Annotated in this window: 17 protein-coding genes; 8 read left to right on the top strand and 9 right to left on the bottom strand. The window is 69.3% G+C overall.

Annotated features, from left to right (window positions below):
• The first annotated feature begins 3 nt into the window (after positions 1-3).
• From gltB to ASC79_RS04905, 3 genes are read left to right on the top strand one after another with little or no spacing between them, the layout of a single operon-like run.
• Positions 4-4647, top strand: a complete 4644-nt coding sequence (gene gltB, locus ASC79_RS04915; RefSeq protein ID WP_056020500.1) for a glutamate synthase large subunit — start codon at positions 4-6, stop codon at positions 4645-4647.
• Positions 4648-4672: 25 nt separating this feature from the next.
• Positions 4673-6124, top strand: coding sequence for a glutamate synthase subunit beta (locus ASC79_RS04910; RefSeq protein WP_056020497.1), 1452 nt, complete (start codon positions 4673-4675; stop codon positions 6122-6124).
• Between the two features lie 45 nt (positions 6125-6169).
• Entirely contained in the window at positions 6170-7522 is a 1353-nt protein-coding gene (locus ASC79_RS04905) for an amidohydrolase family protein (RefSeq protein WP_082531937.1), read from the top strand.
• Positions 7523-7528: 6 nt separating this feature from the next.
• On the opposite strand, the gene ASC79_RS04900 is transcribed toward ASC79_RS04905, so the two are convergent.
• The 3 genes from ASC79_RS04900 to ASC79_RS04890 are packed head-to-tail and all read right to left on the bottom strand — an operon-like array spanning position 7529 to position 10998.
• Positions 7529-8545, bottom strand: coding sequence for an inorganic phosphate transporter (locus ASC79_RS04900; protein ID WP_056020494.1), 1017 nt, complete (start codon positions 8543-8545; stop codon positions 7529-7531).
• Between the two features lie 4 nt (positions 8546-8549).
• Positions 8550-9194 (bottom strand): DUF47 domain-containing protein, encoded by a 645-nt coding sequence (locus ASC79_RS04895; RefSeq protein ID WP_056020492.1) that lies wholly within the window; start codon positions 9192-9194, stop codon positions 8550-8552.
• Positions 9195-9252: 58 nt separating this feature from the next.
• On the bottom strand, positions 9253-10998 hold the full coding sequence (locus ASC79_RS04890; protein ID WP_162244255.1) for a hypothetical protein: 1746 nt from the start codon (positions 10996-10998) through the stop codon (positions 9253-9255).
• A 126-nt stretch (positions 10999-11124) separates the two neighbouring features.
• On the opposite strand from ASC79_RS04890, the gene ASC79_RS04885 reads away from it, so the two are divergent.
• A complete protein-coding gene (locus ASC79_RS04885; RefSeq protein ID WP_056020486.1) occupies positions 11125-12774 on the top strand; it encodes an amidohydrolase in 1650 nt (549 codons plus the stop codon).
• Between the two features lie 4 nt (positions 12775-12778).
• Here the strand turns inward: ASC79_RS04885 and ASC79_RS04880 are convergent, their stop codons facing one another.
• Together ASC79_RS04880 and ASC79_RS04875 are read right to left on the bottom strand one after the other, a co-directional pair.
• Positions 12779-13984 carry a GAF domain-containing sensor histidine kinase gene (locus ASC79_RS04880; RefSeq protein WP_056020483.1) on the bottom strand — a complete coding sequence of 402 codons (1206 nt, stop codon included), beginning with the start codon at positions 13982-13984 and terminating at the stop codon, positions 12779-12781.
• 59 nt (positions 13985-14043) lie between these two features.
• Positions 14044-14625, bottom strand: coding sequence for a TetR/AcrR family transcriptional regulator (locus ASC79_RS04875; protein ID WP_056020480.1), 582 nt, complete (start codon positions 14623-14625; stop codon positions 14044-14046).
• Between the two features lie 65 nt (positions 14626-14690).
• Between ASC79_RS04875 and ASC79_RS04870 the strand changes: the two genes are divergently transcribed.
• Positions 14691-15965, top strand: a complete 1275-nt coding sequence (locus tag ASC79_RS04870; protein WP_056020477.1) for an MFS transporter — start codon at positions 14691-14693, stop codon at positions 15963-15965.
• On the opposite strand, the gene ASC79_RS04865 is transcribed toward ASC79_RS04870, so the two are convergent.
• The 3 genes from ASC79_RS04865 to ASC79_RS04855 form a co-directional block, all read right to left on the bottom strand.
• Entirely contained in the window at positions 15962-16306 is a 345-nt protein-coding gene (locus ASC79_RS04865) for a hypothetical protein (RefSeq protein WP_056020474.1), read from the bottom strand. The two genes, ASC79_RS04870 and ASC79_RS04865, sit on opposite strands and share 4 nt — an antisense overlap.
• Positions 16307-16367: 61 nt before the next feature.
• Positions 16368-17000, bottom strand: coding sequence for a LysE family translocator (locus ASC79_RS04860; protein WP_056020471.1), 633 nt, complete (start codon positions 16998-17000; stop codon positions 16368-16370).
• A gap of 91 nt (positions 17001-17091) precedes the next feature.
• On the bottom strand, positions 17092-17901 hold the full coding sequence (locus ASC79_RS04855) for a peptidylprolyl isomerase (RefSeq protein ID WP_056020468.1): 810 nt from the start codon (positions 17899-17901) through the stop codon (positions 17092-17094).
• A gap of 121 nt (positions 17902-18022) precedes the next feature.
• Here ASC79_RS04855 and ASC79_RS04850 point away from each other — a divergent pair, with 121 nt between their 5' ends.
• The 3 genes from ASC79_RS04850 to ASC79_RS04840 are packed head-to-tail and all read left to right on the top strand — an operon-like array spanning position 18023 to position 19749.
• Positions 18023-18349: a PadR family transcriptional regulator gene (locus ASC79_RS04850; protein WP_056020466.1), complete on the top strand. Its 327-nt coding sequence runs from the start codon at positions 18023-18025 to the stop codon at positions 18347-18349.
• Positions 18346-18912 (top strand): DUF1700 domain-containing protein, encoded by a 567-nt coding sequence (locus tag ASC79_RS04845; RefSeq protein WP_056020463.1) that lies wholly within the window; start codon positions 18346-18348, stop codon positions 18910-18912. Before ASC79_RS04850 ends, ASC79_RS04845 begins: the two co-directional genes overlap by 4 nt.
• Positions 18913-18927: 15 nt before the next feature.
• Positions 18928-19749 (top strand): GIN domain-containing protein, encoded by an 822-nt coding sequence (locus tag ASC79_RS04840; RefSeq protein ID WP_082531936.1) that lies wholly within the window; start codon positions 18928-18930, stop codon positions 19747-19749.
• Here ASC79_RS04840 and ASC79_RS04835 read toward each other — a convergent pair.
• Positions 19746-20390: an arylesterase gene (locus tag ASC79_RS04835; RefSeq protein ID WP_056020450.1), complete on the bottom strand. Its 645-nt coding sequence runs from the start codon at positions 20388-20390 to the stop codon at positions 19746-19748. The two genes, ASC79_RS04840 and ASC79_RS04835, sit on opposite strands and share 4 nt — an antisense overlap.
• Between the last annotated feature and the right edge of the window lie 29 nt (positions 20391-20419).

Here is a 20419-nt window from a genome sequence, read left to right as displayed (position 1 = left end):
CTGATGGGAGCTCCCGAGCGGCAAGGTCTTTACGACCCGCGCAACGAACACGATGCGTGCGGCGTGGGTTTCGTGGCCAATATTAAAGGTCGCAAATCGCACGAAGTCGTGACCTCCGGCCTGGAGATCCTGATCAATCTGGATCACCGCGGCGCGGTCGGCGCTGACCCGCTGGTCGGCGACGGCGCCGGGATTCTGATTCAGATTCCCGATGCGCTGCTGCGCGACTGGGCGTCCAAGGAAGGCGTCGATCTGCCGCCGGCCGGCGAGTACGCCGTGGCGATGTGCTTCCTGCCCCGCGACGACGCCGCGCGCGACGTGGTGATGGCGCAGTTCGAACACTTCCTGAAGGTCGAGCAGCAGCCGCTGCTGGGCTGGCGCGACGTGCCGGTGAACAATGAAGGCCTGGGCGCCGCGGTGCTGGCCGACATGCCGGTGATCCGCCAGGCCATCATCGGCCGCGGTCCGAACATCCGCAGCCAGGACGCGCACGAGCGCAAGCTGCTGGCGGTTCGCAAGCAGACCCAGAACCCGCTGGCCGCGCTGGCCGTGAAGCACGGCATTCCCAGCATCGCCGACCTGTACATGCCCTCGCTGTCGACCCGCACAGTGGTCTACAAGGGCCTGCTGCTCGCCGATCAGGTCGGGACTTTCTACAAGGACCTGCTTGACGAGCGCTGCGAGAGCGCGCTGGCCCTGGTCCACCAACGGTTCTCGACCAACACCTTCCCGTCGTGGAAGCTGGCGCACCCCTACCGGTTCATCGCCCACAACGGCGAGATCAACACCGTTCGCGGCAACGTGAACTGGATGAACGCGCGCCGGCGCACGCTGGAAAGCGACCTGCTGGGGCCCGACCTCAACAAGATGTGGCCGCTGATCCCGCACGGTCAGTCGGACACCGCCTGCCTCGACAACGCGCTCGAACTGCTGGTCGCCGGCGGCTATCCGCTCGCCCATGCGGTGATGATGCTGATCCCGGAAGCCTGGGCCGGCAACCCGCTGATGGACGCCAAGCGCAAGGCTTTCTACGAGTACCACGCCGCCCTGATGGAGCCGTGGGACGGCCCGGCCGCCGTGGCCTTCACCGACGGTCGCCAGATCGGCGCGACCCTTGACCGTAACGGCCTGCGTCCGGCCCGCTTCATCATCACCGACGAAGACCATGTGATCATGGCCTCGGAAGTCGGCGTGATGACGGTTCCGGAGGAGCGCATCGTCCGCAAGTGGCGTCTGCAGCCCGGCAAGATGCTGCTCATCGACATGGAAGAGGGCCGCATCATCGAGGACGAGGAGATCAAGCGCTCCCTGTCCGAGGCCGAGCCCTACGCCGATTGGCTGCGCGACACCCAGTTCAAGCTGGAAGAGCTGCCCGAGATCGCCTTCAACGAGGCGCTGTCGAACGACGCGGCCCAGCTGCTCGATCGCCAGCAGGCGTTCGGCTACACCCAGGAGGACGAGCAGTTCTTCCTGGAGCCGATGGCGGCCACCGGCGAGGATCCGATCGGCTCCATGGGCGCCGACACGCCCATCGCCGTGCTCTCCAAGCGCTCGAAGCTGCTCTACGACTACTTCAAGCAGAACTTCGCCCAGGTCACGAACCCGCCCATCGACCCGATCCGCGAGGAACTGGTCATGAGCCTGGTCTCGATGATCGGCCCGCGCCCGAACCTGCTCGGCCGTCACGCCGGCACCCACAAGCGCCTGGAAGTCTCGCAGCCGATCCTCACCAACGAGGACCTGGCCAAGATCCGCTCGATCAGCGAACTGCTGGACGGCTCGTTCCGCACCGCCACCCTCGACACCACCTGGCCGGCGGACGAAGGCGCCGAAGGCCTGGAGGCGGCGCTGGAGCGTCTGTGCCGCGAGGCCACCGACAACGTTCTGGCCGACAAGAACATCCTGATCCTGTCCGACCGGCGCGTCGGCTCGGACCGGATTCCGATCCCGGCCGCCCTGGCCACCGCGGCCGTGCACCATCACCTGATCCGTCAGGGCCTGCGCATGCAGACCGGCCTGGTGATCGAGACGGGCGAAGCGCGCGAAGTGCACCACTTCTGCGTCCTGGCCGGCTACGGCGCCGAGGCGGTGAACCCCTATCTCGCCTTCGAGACGCTGGAGAACCTGCGCCAGCGTCAGGGCATCGCCCTGTCGGCCTATGACGTTCGCAAGAACTACATCAAGGCCATCGGCAAGGGCGTGCTGAAGGTCATGTCCAAGATGGGCATCTCGACCTACCAGTCGTATTGCGGCGCCCAGATCTTCGACGCCGTCGGCCTGTCGTCGGAACTGATCGAGAAGTACTTCACCGGCACGGCGACCACGATCGAAGGCATCGGCCTGGGTCACATCGCCGAGGAGTCGGTGCGCCGTCACCGCGACGCCTATGGCGACAACCCGATCTACGCCTCGATGCTGGACGTCGGCGGCAACTACGCGTTCCGCCTGCGCGGCGAGCATCACGCCTGGACGCCGGAAACCGTCTCCAAGCTGCAGCATGCCGTGCGCGGCGGCCGCCCGGACGAGTACCGCGGCTTCGCCGAGGCCATCAACGAGCAGTCCGAGCGGCTGCTGACCATCCGCGGTCTGATGCGCTTCAACTTCGATCAGACCCCGGTTCCGATCGACGAGGTCGAACCGGCCAGCGAGATCGTCAAGCGCTTCGCCACCGGCGCCATGAGCTTCGGCTCGATCAGCCGTGAAGCCCACACCACGCTGGCCGTCGCCATGAACCGCATCGGCGGCCGCTCGAACACGGGGGAGGGCGGCGAGGAATCCGATCGCTTCAAGCCGCTGCCGAACGGCGACTCCATGCGCTCGGCCATCAAGCAGGTGGCTTCGGGCCGGTTCGGCGTCACCGCCGAGTACCTGGTCAACGCCGACGACATCCAGATCAAGATGGCCCAGGGCGCCAAGCCCGGCGAGGGCGGCCAGCTGCCCGGCCACAAGGTCGACAAGAACATCGCCCGCGTTCGTCACTCGACGCCGGGCGTGGGCCTGATCAGCCCGCCGCCGCACCACGACATCTACTCGATCGAGGATCTGGCCCAGCTGATCCACGACCTGAAGAACGTCAATTCGGGCGCCCGCATCTCCGTGAAGCTGGTGTCGGAAGTGGGCGTCGGCACCGTCGCCGCCGGCGTCGCCAAGGCGCGCGCCGACCACATCACGATCTCGGGCTTCGAGGGCGGGACCGGCGCTTCGCCGCTGACCTCGCTGGTCCACGCCGGTTCGCCGTGGGAGATCGGCCTGGCCGAGACCCAGCAGACCCTGCTGCTCAACGGCCTGCGCACCCGCGTCGCCGTCCAGGCGGACGGCGGTCTGCGGACCGGCCGTGACGTCGCCATCGCCGCCCTGCTGGGCGCCGACGAGTTCGGTTTCGCCACCGCGCCGCTGATCGCGGCGGGCTGCATCATGATGCGCAAGTGCCACCTGAACACCTGCCCGGTGGGCGTGGCGACCCAGGACCCGGTGCTGCGCGCACGCTTCACCGGCCAGCCCGAGCACGTCATCAACTACTTCTTCTTCGTGGCTGAAGAGCTGCGCGAGATCATGGCCTCGCTCGGCTTCCGGACGGTCAACGAGATGGTCGGCCGCGTCGACCGGCTCGACGCTCGCGACGTGGTCGATCACTGGAAGGCCGAAGGCGTCGACCTCTCGAAGCTGCTCTATGCGGCCGCTCCGGAAGGCGCCAAGGGCCTCTGGAACATGGACCGTCAGGACCATGGCCTGGGCAAGGCGCTGGACAACACGCTCATCGCCGACGCCGCTCCGGCGCTCGAGCGCGGCGAGCCGGTCCTGCTCGAATACGCCATCAAGAACATCAACCGCACCGCCGGGGCGATGCTCTCGGGCGAGGTGGCCAAGCGCTACGGCCATGCCGGCCTGCCCGAGGACACCATCGCCATCAAGTTCCGCGGCCAGGCGGGCCAGAGCTTCGGCGCCTTCGCGGCCCGCGGCGTCTCGCTTGAGCTGACCGGGGACGGCAACGACTATGTCGGCAAGGGCCTCTCCGGCGGCCGCGTCGTCGTGCGTCAGCCGCCCGAGGCGCGCCGAGATCCGACTCAGAACATCATCGCCGGCAACACCGTGCTCTACGGCGCGATCGCCGGGGAGGCCTACATCCAGGGCGTGGCCGGCGAGCGCTTCGCGGTCCGCAACTCCGGCGCCGTCACCGTCGTCGAGGGCGTGGGCGACCACGGCTGCGAATACATGACCGGCGGCGTGGTCGTGGTGCTGGGCGACACCGGCCGTAACTTCGCGGCCGGCATGTCCGGCGGCGTGGCCTATGTCTACGATCCCAAGGGCCGCTTCGCCGAGCTCTGCAACAAGGCGATGGTCGACCTGGAAAAGGTCGAGGCTTCCGGCCCCGCGACCCGCGAGGACGAGCCTTTCCGTCCGAGCCAGCGTTCGCTGTCGGTCGAGAACAACGGCATGGGCGACATGCTGCGCTTCGACGCTGAACGCCTGCGCATCCTGATCGAGCGGCACCAGCTCTATACGGGCTCGGCCCGCGCCCGCGAGATCCTGGAAAACTGGGACCAGACCCTCAGCTCGTTCGTGAAGGTCATGCCCAAGGATTACCGTCGCGCCCTGGTCGACATGGCGGCGGAACGGCAGGCGGCTGCGGCCGTCGCGGCCGAATAGTCACGAAAGTTCGGAGGACAGCATTATGGGTAAGGTCACCGGCTTTCTCGAGATCGAGCGCCAGGAACGGACTTACGAGGCGCCTCAGGAGCGCCTGAAGAACTGGAAGGAATTCGTCCACCCGATGCCGGTGGCCGACGTTTCCAAGCAGGCCGCGCGCTGCATGGATTGCGGAATTCCGTTCTGTCACCAGGGTTGCCCGGTGAACAACCAGATCCCGGACTTCAACAATCTGGTCTATCGCGACCAGTGGAAGACGGCGCTGGATAACCTCCAGTCGACCAACAACTTCCCGGAGTTCACCGGCCGCGTGTGCCCGGCGCCCTGCGAGGCGTCCTGCACCCTGAACATCATCGACACGCCGGTCACCATCAAGACGATCGAGTGCGAGATCGTCGATCGTGGGTGGCAGGAAGGCTGGATCAAGCCGCAGATGTCGCCGCGCGGCACCGGCAAGCGCATCGCCGTCGTCGGCTCGGGTCCTGCGGGCCTGGCCTGCGCCCAGCAGCTGGCCCGCGCCGGCCACGCCCCGACCGTGTTCGAGAAGAACGACCGGATCGGCGGGCTGATGCGCTACGGCATTCCGGACTTCAAGATGGAGAAGCATCTGATCGACCGTCGCGTCGCCCAGATGGAAGGCGAAGGCGTGATCTTCCGGACCAACTTCGAGGTCGGCAAGACCGTCTCCGTGCAGCGCCTGCTGGACGACTACGACGTGCTGGTCATGGCGGGCGGCGCGGAAGACCCGCGCGACCTGCCGGTCCCGGGCCGCGAGCTGGCCGGCGTCCATTTCGCGATGGACTTCCTGACCCAGCAGAACAAGCGCAACGCCGGCGACGACGAACTGCGCGCCGCCCCGACGGGCGGGATCTCGGCCACCGGCAAGCATGTCGTCGTGATCGGCGGCGGCGACACCGGCTCGGACTGCATCGGCACTTCCAACCGCCACGGCGCGGTGTCGGTGACCCAGCTCGAGATCATGCCGCAGCCGCCGGCCCGCGAGAACAAGCAGCTGACCTGGCCCGACTGGCCGCTGAAGCTGCGCACTTCGTCCAGCCATGAAGAGGGCTGCGATCGCGATTTCGCCGTCCAGACCAAGCGGTTCATCGGTTCGAACGGCAAGCTCGAAGCGGTCGAGTGCGTCCGCGTCGAGTGGGTCATGGGCGAAGACGGTCGCCAGAGTCTGCAGGAAGTCGCCGGCAGCGAGTTCGAGATCAAGGCCGACCTAGTCCTGCTGGCCATGGGCTTCGTCGGCCCGCGCCACGACGAGTTCATCGCCCAGTCGGGCGCCGAGCTCGACCCGCGCGGCAACGTCAAGGCGCCGGTCAGCGACTACAAGACCACCTCGGCGAACATCTTCTCCTGCGGCGACATGCGCCGCGGCCAGTCGCTGGTCGTCTGGGCGATCCGCGAGGGTCGCCAGTGCGCCCAGGCGGTCGACGAGTACCTGATGGGAACCAGCAAGCTCCCGCGTTGACGCTTAGGCGTTGAGGCCGGCGGGCGACGCAGCTAGGGCAGGGGCATGATCCGCTCCTGCCTGACCGCGCTCGCCGCCGTCCTCGCCCTCTCGCCCGCCGCTGCGCTCGCCCAAGAGCCGCCGGCCGAGGCCCAGACCGTCTATCGCAACGTCACCCTGATCGATGGGACCGGCGCGCCGGCCCGCGCGGGAATGACCGTCCTCGTCCGCGGCGAGCGGATCGAGCGCGTCTGGAAGGAAGGCGAGATCGCCTTCAAGCTGTCGCCGACCACGCGGGTCGTGGACATGACCGGCAAGTACCTGCTGCCGGGCCTGACCGACAGCCATCAGCACCTGGCGACGCCGCCCAACCGCCGCTTCGCTGAGGCCCAACTCAAGCGCGACCTCTATAGCGGGATCACCTCGACCCGCGACATGGCCGACGACCTGCGCAACATCGCCGATCTGGCGCGCGCGACGCGGATCGCCGAGATCCCCGGTCCCGACATCTATTACGCGGCCCTGATGGCCGGCCCGTCGTTCTTCGACGACCCCCGCGTCGGCGCCGCCTCGCTGGGCGCAGTCGGCGGCCAGGTTCCCTGGATGCGGGCGATCAGCGCCGACACCGACATCCGCCAGGCCGTCGCCGAGGCCAAGGGCACGGGCGCATCGGCGATCAAGATCTATGCGAACCTGCCCGGCGCGGAAGTCGCCCGCATCACCGCCGAGGCCCATCGCCAGGGCGTGCCGGTCTGGGCCCACGCCGCCGTCTTTCCGGCCACGCCGGCCGAAGTGCTCGCCGCGGGCGCGGACTCCGTCAGCCACGTCTGCATGCTGGCCTATGAGGTCTCCGACCAGATCCCGACCGGCTACCATCGTCGCGCCGCGGTCCAGGAAGAGAAGTTCGGCAAGGGCGTGCACCCGCAGGTCGCCCCGCTGCTGGCCAAGATGCAGCAGGACGGCGTCGTGCTAGACGCCACGGTCCGGATCTACGAGGCGATGAAGGACCGGCCCAGCAAGCCCTACTGCTCGACGCAGCTCGCCGCCCAACTGACCGCCCAGGCGCTCAAGGCCGGGGTGATCGTCTCGGCCGGCACCGACGGGTTCTCGAACCCGGCCGCGGCCTATCCAGCGCTATACGAGGAGCTGGAGCTGCTGGTCGACAAGTCCGGCTTCTCGCCGATGCAGGCCATCGTCGCGGCGACCCGCAACGGCGCGCTGGGCGTCAGCAAGACCCCGGACTTCGGAACGATCGAGGCCGGCAAGCTCGCCAACCTGATGTTCACCAGCCAGGACCCGTCCAAGGACATCGCGGCGCTGCGCACCATCACCCTGACGGTCAAGCGCGGGAAGGAGTATCCCCGCGCCGACTTCGACCCGGCCGCGGACGTCGCCGCCCGCGCCATGGTGGACGATTGACGTCCGTCAGCCCATGAAGCGGCCGGCCGCCCAGTAGGTGATGGCGCTGATGATCGCGGCGGCAGGCAGGGTGATGACCCAGGCCGTCACGATCTCCTTGGCCACGCCCCAGCGCACGGCCGAGACGCGCTTGGCCGCGCCGACGCCGACGATCGAGCCGGTGATGGTGTGGGTGGTCGACACCGGCACGCCCAGGCTGGTGGCCGCGAACAGGGTGATCGCCCCGCCGGTCTCGGCGCAGAAGCCCTGCATCGGGGTCAGGCGGGTGATCCGCGATCCCATGGTGTGGACGATCCGCCAGCCGCCGAACAGCGTGCCCAGGCCCATCGCGGCCTGACAGGACAGCACCACCCATAGCGGCACATGGAATTCGCCGCTGGCCGGGCCCATGCCGTGGGCGATCAGCAGGGCGGCGATGATGCCCATGGTCTTCTGGGCGTCGTTGCCGCCGTGGCCCAGCGAATAGAGCGAGGCCGAGACGAACTGCAGCTTTCGGAACACCCCGTCGACCGCGAACGGCGTCAATCGCACGAACAGCCACGAGACGATCAGCACCAGGATCAGGGCCAGCACGAAGCCGGTCGCCGGCGACAGCACGATGGCGAACAGGGTCTTGCTGAGCCCGCCCCACATGATGGCGCTCATCCCGGCCTTGGCGATGCCGGCGCCGACCAGGCCGCCGATCAGGGCGTGCGAGGAGGACGAGGGGATCGCCGCCCACCAGGTCAACAGGTTCCAGCCGATCGCGCCGATCAAGGCCGAGAAGATCAGTCCGTCGCTGATCAGGTCGGGCATCACCAGGCCCGCGCCCACCGTCTTGGCCACGTGCAGGCCGAAGAACAGGAAGGCGATGAAGTTGAAGAACGCCGCCCAGGCCACCGCCGCGAAGGGCGGCAGCACCCGCGTCGCGACGATGGTCGCGATGGAGTTGGCCGCGTCGTGGAGCCCGTTCAGGAAGTCGAAGGCGAGCGCCACGAAGATCAGGAAGATCAGCAGCGGCCCGTAGCCGGTAAGGAGCTCCACGCGGCTAGACCTGCTCGATCACGATGCCGCTGATGCGGTTCGCCACGTCCTCGAAGCGGTCCATGACCTTTTCCAGGTGGCTGTAGACGTCCACGCCGACGACGAAGGCCATCGGGTCGTCATGGCGATGGGCCAGGAACAGCGCCTTGCGGCCCGCGTCGTAGATCGCGTCCGAGCGGTCCTCGATATGGGTGATCTGCTCGGTCAGCTGGCTCAGCCGCGTCACGTTCTGGCGCATGTTGCTGAGCAGGCCGACGGCCTCGCGGGTGAGCACGGCGGCCTCGACGATGATGTCGGCCATTTCCCGCATCGGGTCTTCGAACTCACGCAGTTCGAACAGGGTCACCACCTTCACCGTCTTGTGCATCTGGTCGATGGCGTCGTCGAGCGAGGTGATCAGGTCCTGGATGTCGCTGCGGTCGAACGGGGTGATGAACGAGCGGCGCACGTTCAACAGGACCTCGCGGGTGATCGCGTCGGCGGCGTCCTCGTGCGCCACGACGCGGGCGCAGGCCTCGGCGACGCCGTCGCCGCCGTGAAGGACTTCGCGCAGAGCGGTCGCGCCCTCCACCAACTTCTCGGCGTGGGCGCTGAAGAGGTCGAAGAATTTCAATTCCTTAGGCATCAAGGCCTGGAACCAGGTCAGCATCTGTCCGTCCGTGTCTCTACTGGTCGCGACCGCGGCGGCGCGATGATTCTGCGCGCTCTTAGCCGCTTCCTGGCCCGGACAGAAGACCTCCACCGCCCGCGACCGATGCGCGCGGCGCGCCCGCGAGCCCCGTTTGACGGGTATAGACGGTCAACTCCCGACCTCGGAAAGCCGCTCTCCATTCGGCGCCCGGCGCCCGCGAGCGGATGGCGACGACCGTGTCGATTTCGCCCAGGGCGGCCGCGTTGGGTTTGGCCAGGACGGTGATCGGCCGGGCCCGCAGCCGCCAATAGGCCAGGCGCGCCGGAATCGGTTCCCTGGCGACGATGGCCACGCCGCCTGGCCGCTGCGCGACGATGATCGCCGCCGCCGTCAGTTCGTCGCCCATCGCCCGCCGCGCCGCCGCGCCGCCGCGCTCCCACTGGACGTCCAGCGCCGTGGACAGCACTGCCAGCGCCGCGAAGGCGCCGAGCCAGATGGTCTGCACGGTCCAGCGGCCAAAGGCGGTGGCCGCGCCGGCTGCGATGATGGCCAGCGCCGCCAGGCCGGCGGTCACAGGTTGATCCAGGGCGAAGGCGCTCAGCGCCGCGGCGTCCCAAGCCCGCGGGACCAATCCGCCCGCCAGGCACGCGGCCAGCCCGGCCATGCCGACCACCGGCGCCGCGCCCATCGCCATGCGCCACCAGCGGCCGCCCGCCCGGTCGAACTCGCCGATGAATGGCGCGGCGCTCAGCCATAGCAGCGGGATCAGCGCCTCGAACTGGCGGCCCCAGATCCGGCTGGGATCGGCCGCCTCGCCCGCGGCCAGCAGCGCGGTCAGGGCCAGGGTGGCGACAAGGGTAAGCAGCACCAGCAGGAAGGTCGTTTCGTGCGGGGCCAGGAAGAACCGCCCCCGGCTGCGATGCCACCGCCAGCGCATCTCCACGCGCAGCAGTCCAGTCAGCCCCGGAACCGCCGCCAGCATGACGCTGGCCGAGACCATGGCGACCAGCGCGCGGGCCCCGGTGACCCAGCCATCGGGCGTCGCCGCACCCGTCAGCAGCGCGCCGTAGCGATGGTCCAGGTGAAAGCCCAGCGGCCCGGCGGCGGCCTGGTTCGCGGCCAGCTGCAGCAGATTGATGCTCAGCAGGAAGGCGGCGACCAGCGTCAGCACCCGCCCGAGGAAGATCCTGAAATCTCGCCGGCCCAGCAACAGGTCGACGACGGCCAGCGCCAGGAAGGCGAAGCCGACCGCAGGTCCCTGCGGCTTCAGCATCGTCATGGCGCCGACCAGGGCCCCAGCCAGCGCCGCGTGCGCCAACGGCCGCGCGCCATAGAGCCTGGCCGTCGCGAAGACCGCCGCGCCCAGCAGCCCGATGTACCAGCCGTCGGGCAGGGCGGCCGCGGCGAAGCGGTAATAGGGGTAGGCGAGGGCCAGGATGAGCACGCCGATGGCGGAGTCGCGGTCCAGGCTCGGCCGCACGCTGGCCAGCACCAGGGCCAGGCCGCCGAAATAGGCGGCGGCGCTCAGGATCCGCAGCCATGGCAGCAGGTTCTGGGTCGCATAGGTCAGGGCGCGGATGATGAGGCCAAAGAGGGTGTCGCCCAGGTTCTGCGCCTGCGGCAGCAGGTCCGGGCGTGCGGCCAGGGTCTTGCCGTAGAGCGCATGCACAAGGTGCGAGGTCTCGGCGCCCACATAGAGCGGCAGGTCCAGCAGCACGCGGTCGGCATAGACCAGTGCGATGACCGCGGCCGCCAGGGCCAACAGCACGTAGCCGGCCCGCGCCCCCAGCCATGAAGGCCGTGCTGCATCCCCCCGAGTCATACCTGCACTGTGGCGAGTCCGTGGGCAGGTGACCATAGCGCTTGGCGCGATTGATCTTCGCGGTTTGCGACGGCGGCGGGATCGTCGATCAATGGACCCTAACGACTCAAGGCGGCGGGGGAATACATGCGCACGGCTCTGAACTTCCTGGCCCTGGCGGCGGGCCTGGCCCTTGCGGCTCCGGCCGGCGCCCAGGACCTGCTGATCCACGGCGGTCCGATCTACACCGGCGAGGCCAAGGTCGAGGCGCTGGCGATCAAGGACGGCAAGGTCGCCTTCGCGGGGCCGTTGGCGCAGGCGCGCGCCGCCGCGCCAGGCGCCCGGGACGTCGACCTGAAGGGCGCTGCCGCCTATCCCGGCTTTGTCGACGCCCACGCCCACCTCTCTGGAATCGGCTTCCGCGAGATGACGCTCAGCCTGGAGGGGACGCCGTCGATCGAGGCGCTGGTCGAGCGGCTGAAGGCGTGGACCGCCGCCAATCCGGGCTCGGACGCCATCGTCGGTCGCGGCTGGATCGAAACGCACTGGCCCGAGAAGCGCTTCCCGACCCGCGCCGACCTGGACCGCGCCGTGCCCGATCGCCCGGTCGTGCTGACCCGCGCCGACGGCCACGCCCTGGTCGCCAACTCGGCGATGCTGACCCTGGCCGGCGTGCGGCGCGACACCGCCGCCCCGGCCGGCGGGCAGATCCTGAAGGACGCGGCGGGCGAGCCGACCGGCATGCTGATCGACAACGCCATGGGGCTGGTGCGCGCCAAGACGCCGCCGCCCAGCCCCGAAGCAGAGGCCGAAGCGGTCAAGCGCGGCGCGCAGGTCTACGCCGCCCGCGGCTGGACCGGCCTGCACGACATGAGCGTGGGGACGCGGGAGGTGGCCATCCAGCAGGCGCTGGCGGCTCGCGGCGAGCTGCCTATCCGCATCGACAACTACATGTCCCAGGCGGACGCCGAAGCGGTGCTCAGGGACGGTCCCTCGCAGGACGCCTCCGGCCTGGTCCGGGTGCGGGGCGTGAAGCTGTTCATGGACGGCGCGCTGGGATCGCGCGGCGCGGCGCTGCTGGCGCCCTATGCCGACGCCGAGGGGACGGGCCTGATCGTCACCCCGCGCGAGACCATCGACGCCATCCTGGCCAAGGCGCGCAAGTCGGGCGCCCAGATCGCCGTCCACGCCATCGGCGACCGCGGCAACCGCGTCATCCTGGACGCCTACCAGCAGGCCTTTGCCGACGATCCCGCGGCGCTCAAGGCCGCGCGCTGGCGCGTCGAGCACGCCCAGATCCTCGCCCCGGAAGACCTGCCGCGCTTTGCGCAGATGGGCGTCGTCGCCTCGATGCAGCCGTCGCACGCGATCGGTGACCTCTATTTCGCGCCGGCTCGCCTGGGGCCGGAACGGCTGAAGGGCGCCTATGCCTGGGAGAGCCTGCTGAAGTCCGGCGCCGTGGTCGCCGGCGGCTCGGACGCGCCGGTCGAGAAGGGCGACCCGCTGGTGGAGTTCTACGCCGCCGCTTACCGCCACGACCTGAAGGGCTTCGCCGGTTCCGACTGGCATCTGGACGAGGCGGTCACCCGCGCCCAGGCGCTGGACATGCTGACCCGTGGGACGGCCTATGCCGGCTTCCGCGAGAACGACCTTGGCCGCCTGGCGCCGGGGCGCCCGGCTGATGTCTCGGTGTTCTCGGTCGACCTGATGACCGCCCCGTTCGCCGACATCGCCCAGGCCCACGCGGTGATGACCATCGTCGGCGGCAAGGTCGTCTATGACGCGGCCAAGCCGTGAGAGCCTAGACGAGCGGCATCCGAAGCTCGAACTGGATGTAGCCGGCCCCGGAATGCGCCGTCAGCGCGCCATCGTGGGCGTGGGCGATCTCTCGGGCGATGTAGAGGCCCAGGCCCAACCCATCGCGGATCTCGCCGCTGTGCGCGCGGCTGAACGGCCGGAACAGTCGCGCCTTGATCTCGGGGGTCAGGGCGCCGCCGTTCCTCACCGAGAGCAGGAACGTGTCGCCCTCGATTTCCGCCGTGATCCGCACCGGAACGGCCGGATCGCCATGCGCCAGGGCGTTGGCGAGCAGGTTGGAAGCCAGCTGCGCGATCCGGTCGGGATCGCAGTTCACCAGGTCGCCGACCTCGATCTGGTCCTCGATCTTCCGTTCTGGATGGGCGAGCTGCAGTTCGCGGACCACCTGCGGCAGCACGGCGGACAGGTCGGCTGGGCGACGCACGGCCACCATGCCGCCGCCAAGCCGTCCCCGGGCGAAGTCGAGCACGTCGTTGATCAGCCGGCCCATGCGCGCCGTCGAACGCTTCATCTCGACCAGGATGCGCGGTACGTCCTGGCCGGTCGCGCGCCGCTCGAGCAGGCTCGCGCCTGCTTCGATCGACGCCAGCGGGTTGCGCAGGTCATGGCCCAGCACGGCGATGAACTGGTCGCGCAGTTCCGCGGTCGCCTGGGCGTCCATCAAGGCGACCTGCGTGGCCGCGAGGGCGCGCTGGCTCGACATCTGCGCGGCGATCATCTGCGCGAAGAGTTCGAACATCTTGATGGTCGAGGGCTTCGACGCCGGCGCAGGGCGCGGGTCGATGGCGCACAGCGTTCCGAACACCTCGCCGTCGGCCAGGACGATCGGCACGGCGATGTAGCTTTCCAGGCCATAGGCCTTGGGCGTGTGGTGGTCATGCCATGTCGGGTCGTTCGAGGCGTGGTCGAAGGCGATCACCTCACGGCGCTGCCGGACCTCGTTGCACAGCGTCGACTTGATCGGCAGTTCGCCGCCGACCCCGAGGCCGAAGTCGATCTCGTCGAGAACCGCGCAGGCCAGCCAGCGCTCCTCGGTGACATGGGCGATGACGCCGTATCCCATCCCGGTCACCCGCAGGCAGACCTCCAGGATGGATTGCACGGCGTCGAGGCGGGCGACGGCGGCGACCTCCCTGGGCAGCGACGGGCGCGGGGGCGAGGGGGCCTCGCCAAGGGAGTTGAGCGACATCCGCAGACCCTAGTGCGTGAATGCGCTCAGCGCCACGTGGCGCAGGGGCGCGGCGCCGACTAACGCGTATAGGCGTCGATCAGCCTGGCGGCGGCGCGGGCCACCTCCGTCGACGGGCGATCCTGGTCGAACAGTTGGGTGGTCAGGAACGCGCCCTCCAGCAGCAGCAGCAGCGCGTCGGCCAGGCCGTTCGCATCGTCGGCGCCCATCTCCGCAGCCATCGCCCGCAGCCGTTCGCGCACCTCGGCCTTGTGGTCCTGGGCGGTCGTACGGGCTGGGTGGCCGTGTTCCGGATATTCCACGGCCGCATTGCTCAGCGGGCAGCCGCGGTATTCGCTCTGCTGCGCGCGCTCGGACAGGCCTTCGAGATAGGCCAGCACCTGGGCCCGGGGATCCCCGGGATGTGCGGCGACCGCCGCATCGAAGCGGCTCCAGAAGGTGGCCGCCCCCTCGCGCAGCACCGCAGCGGCCAACTCGTCCTTGGATTTGTAGGTGCGGTAGAGGCTCGGCTTGGTCGCGCCCGCCTTGGCGACGATCTCGTCAACGCCCACGGCGCGGATGCCGTCGCGATAGAACAGCTCGCGCGCGGTCTCGCGGATCTTGTCGGCGGCGCGTTGGGGCGGTTTGTCGGGCTGGGCCATGGAAGTCTGCTTGACGATGTAACTGACCGGTACGTATATCGGGATGAAACTTACAGGTCAGTAACATGACGATAGCGCGCCCCAAGCCCTTTGGCCAGAACTACGCCTTCGTGGCGGTGGGCGCGGTGTTCATCGCCCTGATGGCGGCGGCCGGCCTTCGCTCTGCGCCAGGCGTGCTGATGCTGCCGCTGGAGCGGGCCTTCGAATGGGACCGCGGCACGATCTCGATGGCCGCCGCGGTCGGCATCTTCCTCTATGGCCTGACCGGGCCCTTCGCCGCGGCGTTGATGCAGTCGTTCGGCGTGCGCCGGACGGTGACCCTCGCCCTGGCCGTGATGGCGGCCTCGACGGCCGTCTCCTCGCTGATGACGCAGCCTTGGCACTATGTCGCGACCTGGGGCGTGGTCAGCGGCGTGGGGTCCGGCGCGGTGGCGATGGTGCTGGGCGCGACGGTGGTCAATCGCTGGTTCGTGACGCGCCGCGGCCTGATGATGGGCCTGGTCAGCGCCTCGGCGGCCACGGGCTCGCTGATCTTCCTGCCCGGCATGGCGGCTTTGGCCGAGGCCGGCGGCTGGCGCCCGGTGGTGCTGGCGGTCGCCGCGGTCATGGCCGTGCTGACCCCGGTCATCTGGTTCCTGCTGCCCGAGACCCCGGCCTCCATCGGCCAAAAGCCCTATGGCGCCGGGAGCGAGTACGCGCCGCCGTCCCCAGCGCCTGCCGCCGGCGCCCTGCGCGGCGCGTTCGGAGCTTTGTTCCGGGCTGCGCGCACCCGGACCTTCTGGCTGCTGTTCGGCGGCTTCTTCGTCTGCGGTCTCACCACCAACGGCCTGATCGGCGTGCACATGATCGCCATGTGCTCCGACCAGGGCCTGCCTGAGACCCGCGCAGCGACCCTGCTGGCGGTGATGGGGATCTTCGACCTGATCGGGACCACACTGTCGGGCTGGCTCACCGACCGCTACGACCCGCGCAAGCTGCTGTTCGTCTACTACGGCCTGCGCGGCGTCTCGCTGATGATCCTGCCGTTCACCGACTTCTCGATCGTCGCGCTCGGCGTCTTCGCGGTCTTCTACGGCCTTGACTGGATCGCCACCGTGCCCCCGACCGTGCGGCTCTCCACCGAGGCGTTCGGCGAGCATGACGGTCCGATCGTGTTCGGCTGGATCGCCGCGGGCCATCAGGCCGGCGCGGCCACCGCCGCGATCACCGCCGGGGTCATCCGCGCCGCGCAGGGCCGCTACCTCGAAGCGTTCGTCCTCGCCGGCGTCGCGGCCCTGGTCGCCGCGGTCGCGTCTCTGATGATCCGCCGCCGCATGGCGGTGGTCCCGGCGCTGGCCTAGCGGGCCTCGGGCAGGGCCAGAAGCTGTTCGCGGCTTTGGCTGGACTGGACGTTGAACTCGCCCGGATCGGTCGGATCGGGCACAGCGCGCAGGCTCGACAGCTCCACCACCACGCGGCGGTCGGGCTTGGGCGTGCGCTGGTCGATCTCGACGATCACCCCGACCACGTCGCCGTTCGCGCCCAGCATCAGGTTCTCGACCTCGCCGATCTCGCGCCCCTGGGGGTCGAGCAGGTCGGCGTCGTCGAGCTGTTCGGCGGTCAGGCCCAACGGGCCTGGCGCAGTCTGCGCATAGGCGGCTGGCGCAAGCAGGGCGGCGGTCAGCAGGACAACGAGTTTCATGGCGGGCTCCCAGGCGTTCTGAGCCCAACGGCCGCGCGACCGCTGTGGTTCCGCTTGCGCCCTAGCGGCGCGCGTCCAGCGCCATCCGCACCGCCAGCCCGCCCAGCACCGTGCCCATGATCCAGCGCTGGACCATCGCCCAGGTCGGACGCGCCGCCAGGAAGCCGGCGACCGAGCCGGCGGCCATGATCATCACCCCGTTCACCGCCACGCTGGCGGCGATCTGGGTGGCGCCCAGGGTGACGCCCTGCAGCAGCAGGCTCCCGCGCTCGGGGTGCATGAACTGCGGCAGCAGCGACAGATAGAGCACCGCCGCCTTCGGATTCAGGAGGTTGGTGAACAGCCCCATGGCGAACAGCTTGGCGTCGGAATGCGGCTCCAGCGCCTTGACCTCGAACGGCGAGGCCGCGCCGGGCTTCAGCGTCTTCCAGGCCAGCCAGGCCAGGTACATCGCCCCGCCGATCCGCAGCGCGTCGTAGGCCAGCGGAATCGCCATCACCAGCGCGGTCAGGCCGACCACGGCCGATAGCATGTAGAAGATGAAGCCCAGGGCCACGCCGGCCAGGGAGACCAGCCCCGCGCGTTTGCCCTGGGAGATGGATCGCGAGATCAGGTAGATCATGTTCGGGCCGGGCGTCAGCGCCATGCCCAGGGCGATCAGTCCAAAAGCGATCCAGTCCGTCCAGGCGACCATGCCGTGCTCCTCAAGCTGACCCCCTCATAGCCAAGGTCGCCTGCCGGTTCGCACGACTTTTCCGCAACTGATCGGCGCTTTCCTCGGGCGCCTAGGGAACGGGCCGCGCCGGGACCTCGATGTCGCAGATCGTGAAGTCCGCGCCCTTGTCGCGGCGGACCTTGTCGACCAGGGCGGCGAAGGCGTCGCCATGCTCGTCCATGACCTCGATCCGGGGGCGCTCCGCCGCCGGCAGGTCCGCGGCGACGCGGACCTTGCGCATCACATCCGGCTGGGCGGGCGGCTCGCCCACCGCCACGGCGCGGATGACATCCAGGCCAACGACGGCGCGGCCCCAGACCGTGTAGCTGCGGTCCAGCCGCCGGCTCGCCGCGCGCATGAAGAAGATCTCGGAGTTGGCGGTGCCTTCGCCGGCCTGCCGGCCCATGCCCGCCACGCCCGGGCAGTAGGCGCCCCATGCCCGGCGTCCCAGGTCCCCGTCGCGCCGCGCCTCCAGGTCCGAGGCCGCCTCGAACGGCGCGGAGCCGACGAAACCTGCCAGGCTGTCGCTCGAGCGGGCGACGACCTTGGCCGGCGCCCCGGCCTTCAGTCGAAAGGTGAACTCCGGCGGAAGGTCGGGGTGTTTGGAGACGCCCCCGTCCTTGTTGTTCGGATTGCCGGTCTGGGCGACGAAGGTTTCGATCACCCGATGGAACTGCAGGCCGTCATAGACGCCCTCGCGCGCCAGCAGCTTGATCCGCTCGACGGCTTTCGGGGCGAAGTCGGGGCGCATCTCGACGACCACAAGACCTTTGCTGGTCTCGATCACCAGCGTGTTCTCGGGGTCCAGGGCGCGCCAGTCGGCGGCCTGTGCGGGCAGGGCGAGCATAAGGGCCAGGGCGGCGGCGAGCGTACGGATCATGGAGAGACTATCGGACAACCTGCCGATGGAGGCCACCGCTCAAGCTTACTAAGATGTAATGCAAGCTACCTTGCGATGATCACTACCGTGCGATACACGATAGGCGAACTGGAGATCCGCCGTGCCGGAAACCGTGCAAGTCCAACTGAAGAAGGGGGTGCTGGAGCTCTGCGTGCTCGCGCTGCTCTCTTCCCATGACAGCTACGCCTACGAGATCGCCAGCCGGCTGGCTGACGGGATCGATATGGGGGAAGGGACGATCTATCCGCTCATGCGGCGGATGCAGAGCGATGGGCTGGTGGAGACCTACCTGGTCGAGAGCTCGGCCGGGCCGCCCCGCAAATATTACAAGCTGACCGAAGCCGGGAAAGAGAGCTTCTCCGCACAAAAGGCGGAATGGGCGGCGTTTTCCCGTGCGGTCGATAACATTCTTGGAGACGCCCAATGAACCGTCAGGCCTTCATCGACCGGCTGCGGTTGGGCCTCTCGGGCCTGCCTCCGGCCGCCATCAAGGACGCCGTGGCCGACTACGAGACCCACTTCGCCGAGGGCGCGGCTGCGGGCCGCACCGAGGAGGAGGTCGCGCAGGCGCTTGGCGACCCGGCCCGCCTGGCCCGCGAACTGCGCGCCGAAAGCGGCCTCAAGAAGTGGGAAGAGCAGCGCAACCCGACCTCCGCCGCGGGGGCGATCTTCGCGGTGCTGGGCCTGGGCGCCATCGACATCCTGATCCTGCTGCCGATCCTGATGACCGTCGGCGGGATCCTGTTCGGCCTGATCGTCGGCGCCATCGGCGTCTTCGTCGCCGGGGGCGTGGTCTTCGCGGCCGGCCCGTTCATGGGGCCGCCCGGCGGCCCGGCCGCGGCGTTGCTGGCCGGCATCGGCCTGATGGCCCTGGCCGCCTCGGCCGGAGCCATCCTGACCATCGTCGTCATCGGCCTGGTCAACGCCTTGGTCTGGTACGGCCGTCTGCACTACCGGCTGCTGAAGCCGGCCATTGAACCGCAGTCCTGAGCCGGGAGCGCAAACATGATCCGTGTTCTAGTGATGATCGCCGTCGCCGGTTTCCTGGCCGGTGTCGTGGCCCTGGCCGGCGCCGCCGCGCTGGGCGGCCCTGATCTGGCGTCCCGCAACTGGGAATGGTTCGTCGACTGGCATGACCGCGACGACCACCCCCGCCGGGAGTGGCGCGATCGCGACCTGCGTCAGGATCGGCCCGCCAATGAAGCCGGCGAGATCACCCGCGAGCTGACCTGGGACGGCTCGACCAAGGCCGAGTTCGGCATCCCGGCCTCGGTCGAGTTCACCCAGGCGGCCGGACCCGGCAAGGTCACCATCCATGGGCCCAAGGAAGTGGTCGACCTCGTCAGGCTGACCAACGGACGCCTCAGCCTGGAACGTCCCACCGCCAACCAGGCCCGCCTGCGGGTGGTGATGACCGCGCCGGCCGTCACCCGGTTTGAAGTCGGCGGCGACGACCGCCTGGAGATCCGCGACTACAAGCAGGATCGGCTCGAAGTCGTCGCCAGCGGATCGTCGGACGTGGTCGTCAGCGGCCAGGCGCGCGAAGTGGACATCGAGCTCTCCGGTTCTGGCGAGGCCGACCTCACCGGCCTCGTCAACGACGATGCCGACGTCGACATCTCCGGGTCGGCCGAGGTCACGCTGGCGCCCAAGGAGTCCGCAAGCCTTGAGGTGTCAGGATCGGCGACGGCGCGCCTGCTCACCCGGCCCAAGCGCCTGGAGACCGATGTCGCCGGCGCGGGTTCGGTGATCTTCGACGACGGCGGCAAGGCCGCCGGCGCGGGGACCCCGGCCAAAACCCCGACACGCGGGCCGCAGGAAACCTAGGCGCGTCGCGCCAGGGCCTTGACCAGCACCGGGGCCAGGCCCTGCGCGATCACCACCACGCCCTGGGCGTTCGGGTGAAAGCCGTCGCGCTGATTCAGGCGCGGCGTCTGCGCGACGCCGGCGAGCAGGTTCGGATAGAGCGGCACGCCCTGGCCTTTGGAGACCGCGGCGAAAACGGCCTGGAAATCACGGGCGTAGGCGCGGCCGATCACCGGCGGCGGCTGCAGCCCGGCCAGCACCACGCCGATTTTCCGCGCTTTCAGCTTGGCGACGATCTTGTCGAGATTGGCCTGCGTGCGCTTGGGGTCGACGCCCTGCAGCAGGTCGTTGCCGCCCAGCGCCACCAGGCAGACGTCAGTGTCGCGCTGGACGCTGAAATCCACCCGCGCCAGCCCGCCGGCCGTGGTGTCGCCCGACACGCCGGCGCCGCGCACCAGCGCGCCCGAGCCCAGCTTGCGAAGCTGCGCCTGCAACTGCACCGGCAGGGCGGCGCTGGAGGGCAGGCCGTAGCCCGCTGTGATCGAGTCGCCCAGTATGGTGATCACCCGGCGCTGCTGGGCCAGGCCATGGGCCGGCCAGGCGGCCAGGGCGCCGGCGATCATCAGCCGGCGGCTCGGAAATCGGGTGGGTGTCTCATCCATCACGCTGTCCTATCTAGGGGATAGCTTGT

It is taken from the genome of Phenylobacterium sp. Root1290, assembly GCF_001425305.1.
In the GTDB taxonomy this organism is placed as follows: domain Bacteria; phylum Pseudomonadota; class Alphaproteobacteria; order Caulobacterales; family Caulobacteraceae; genus Phenylobacterium.
Note: the sequence above shows the minus strand (reverse complement) of the source record. Positions and strands in the feature narration are given on the sequence as shown.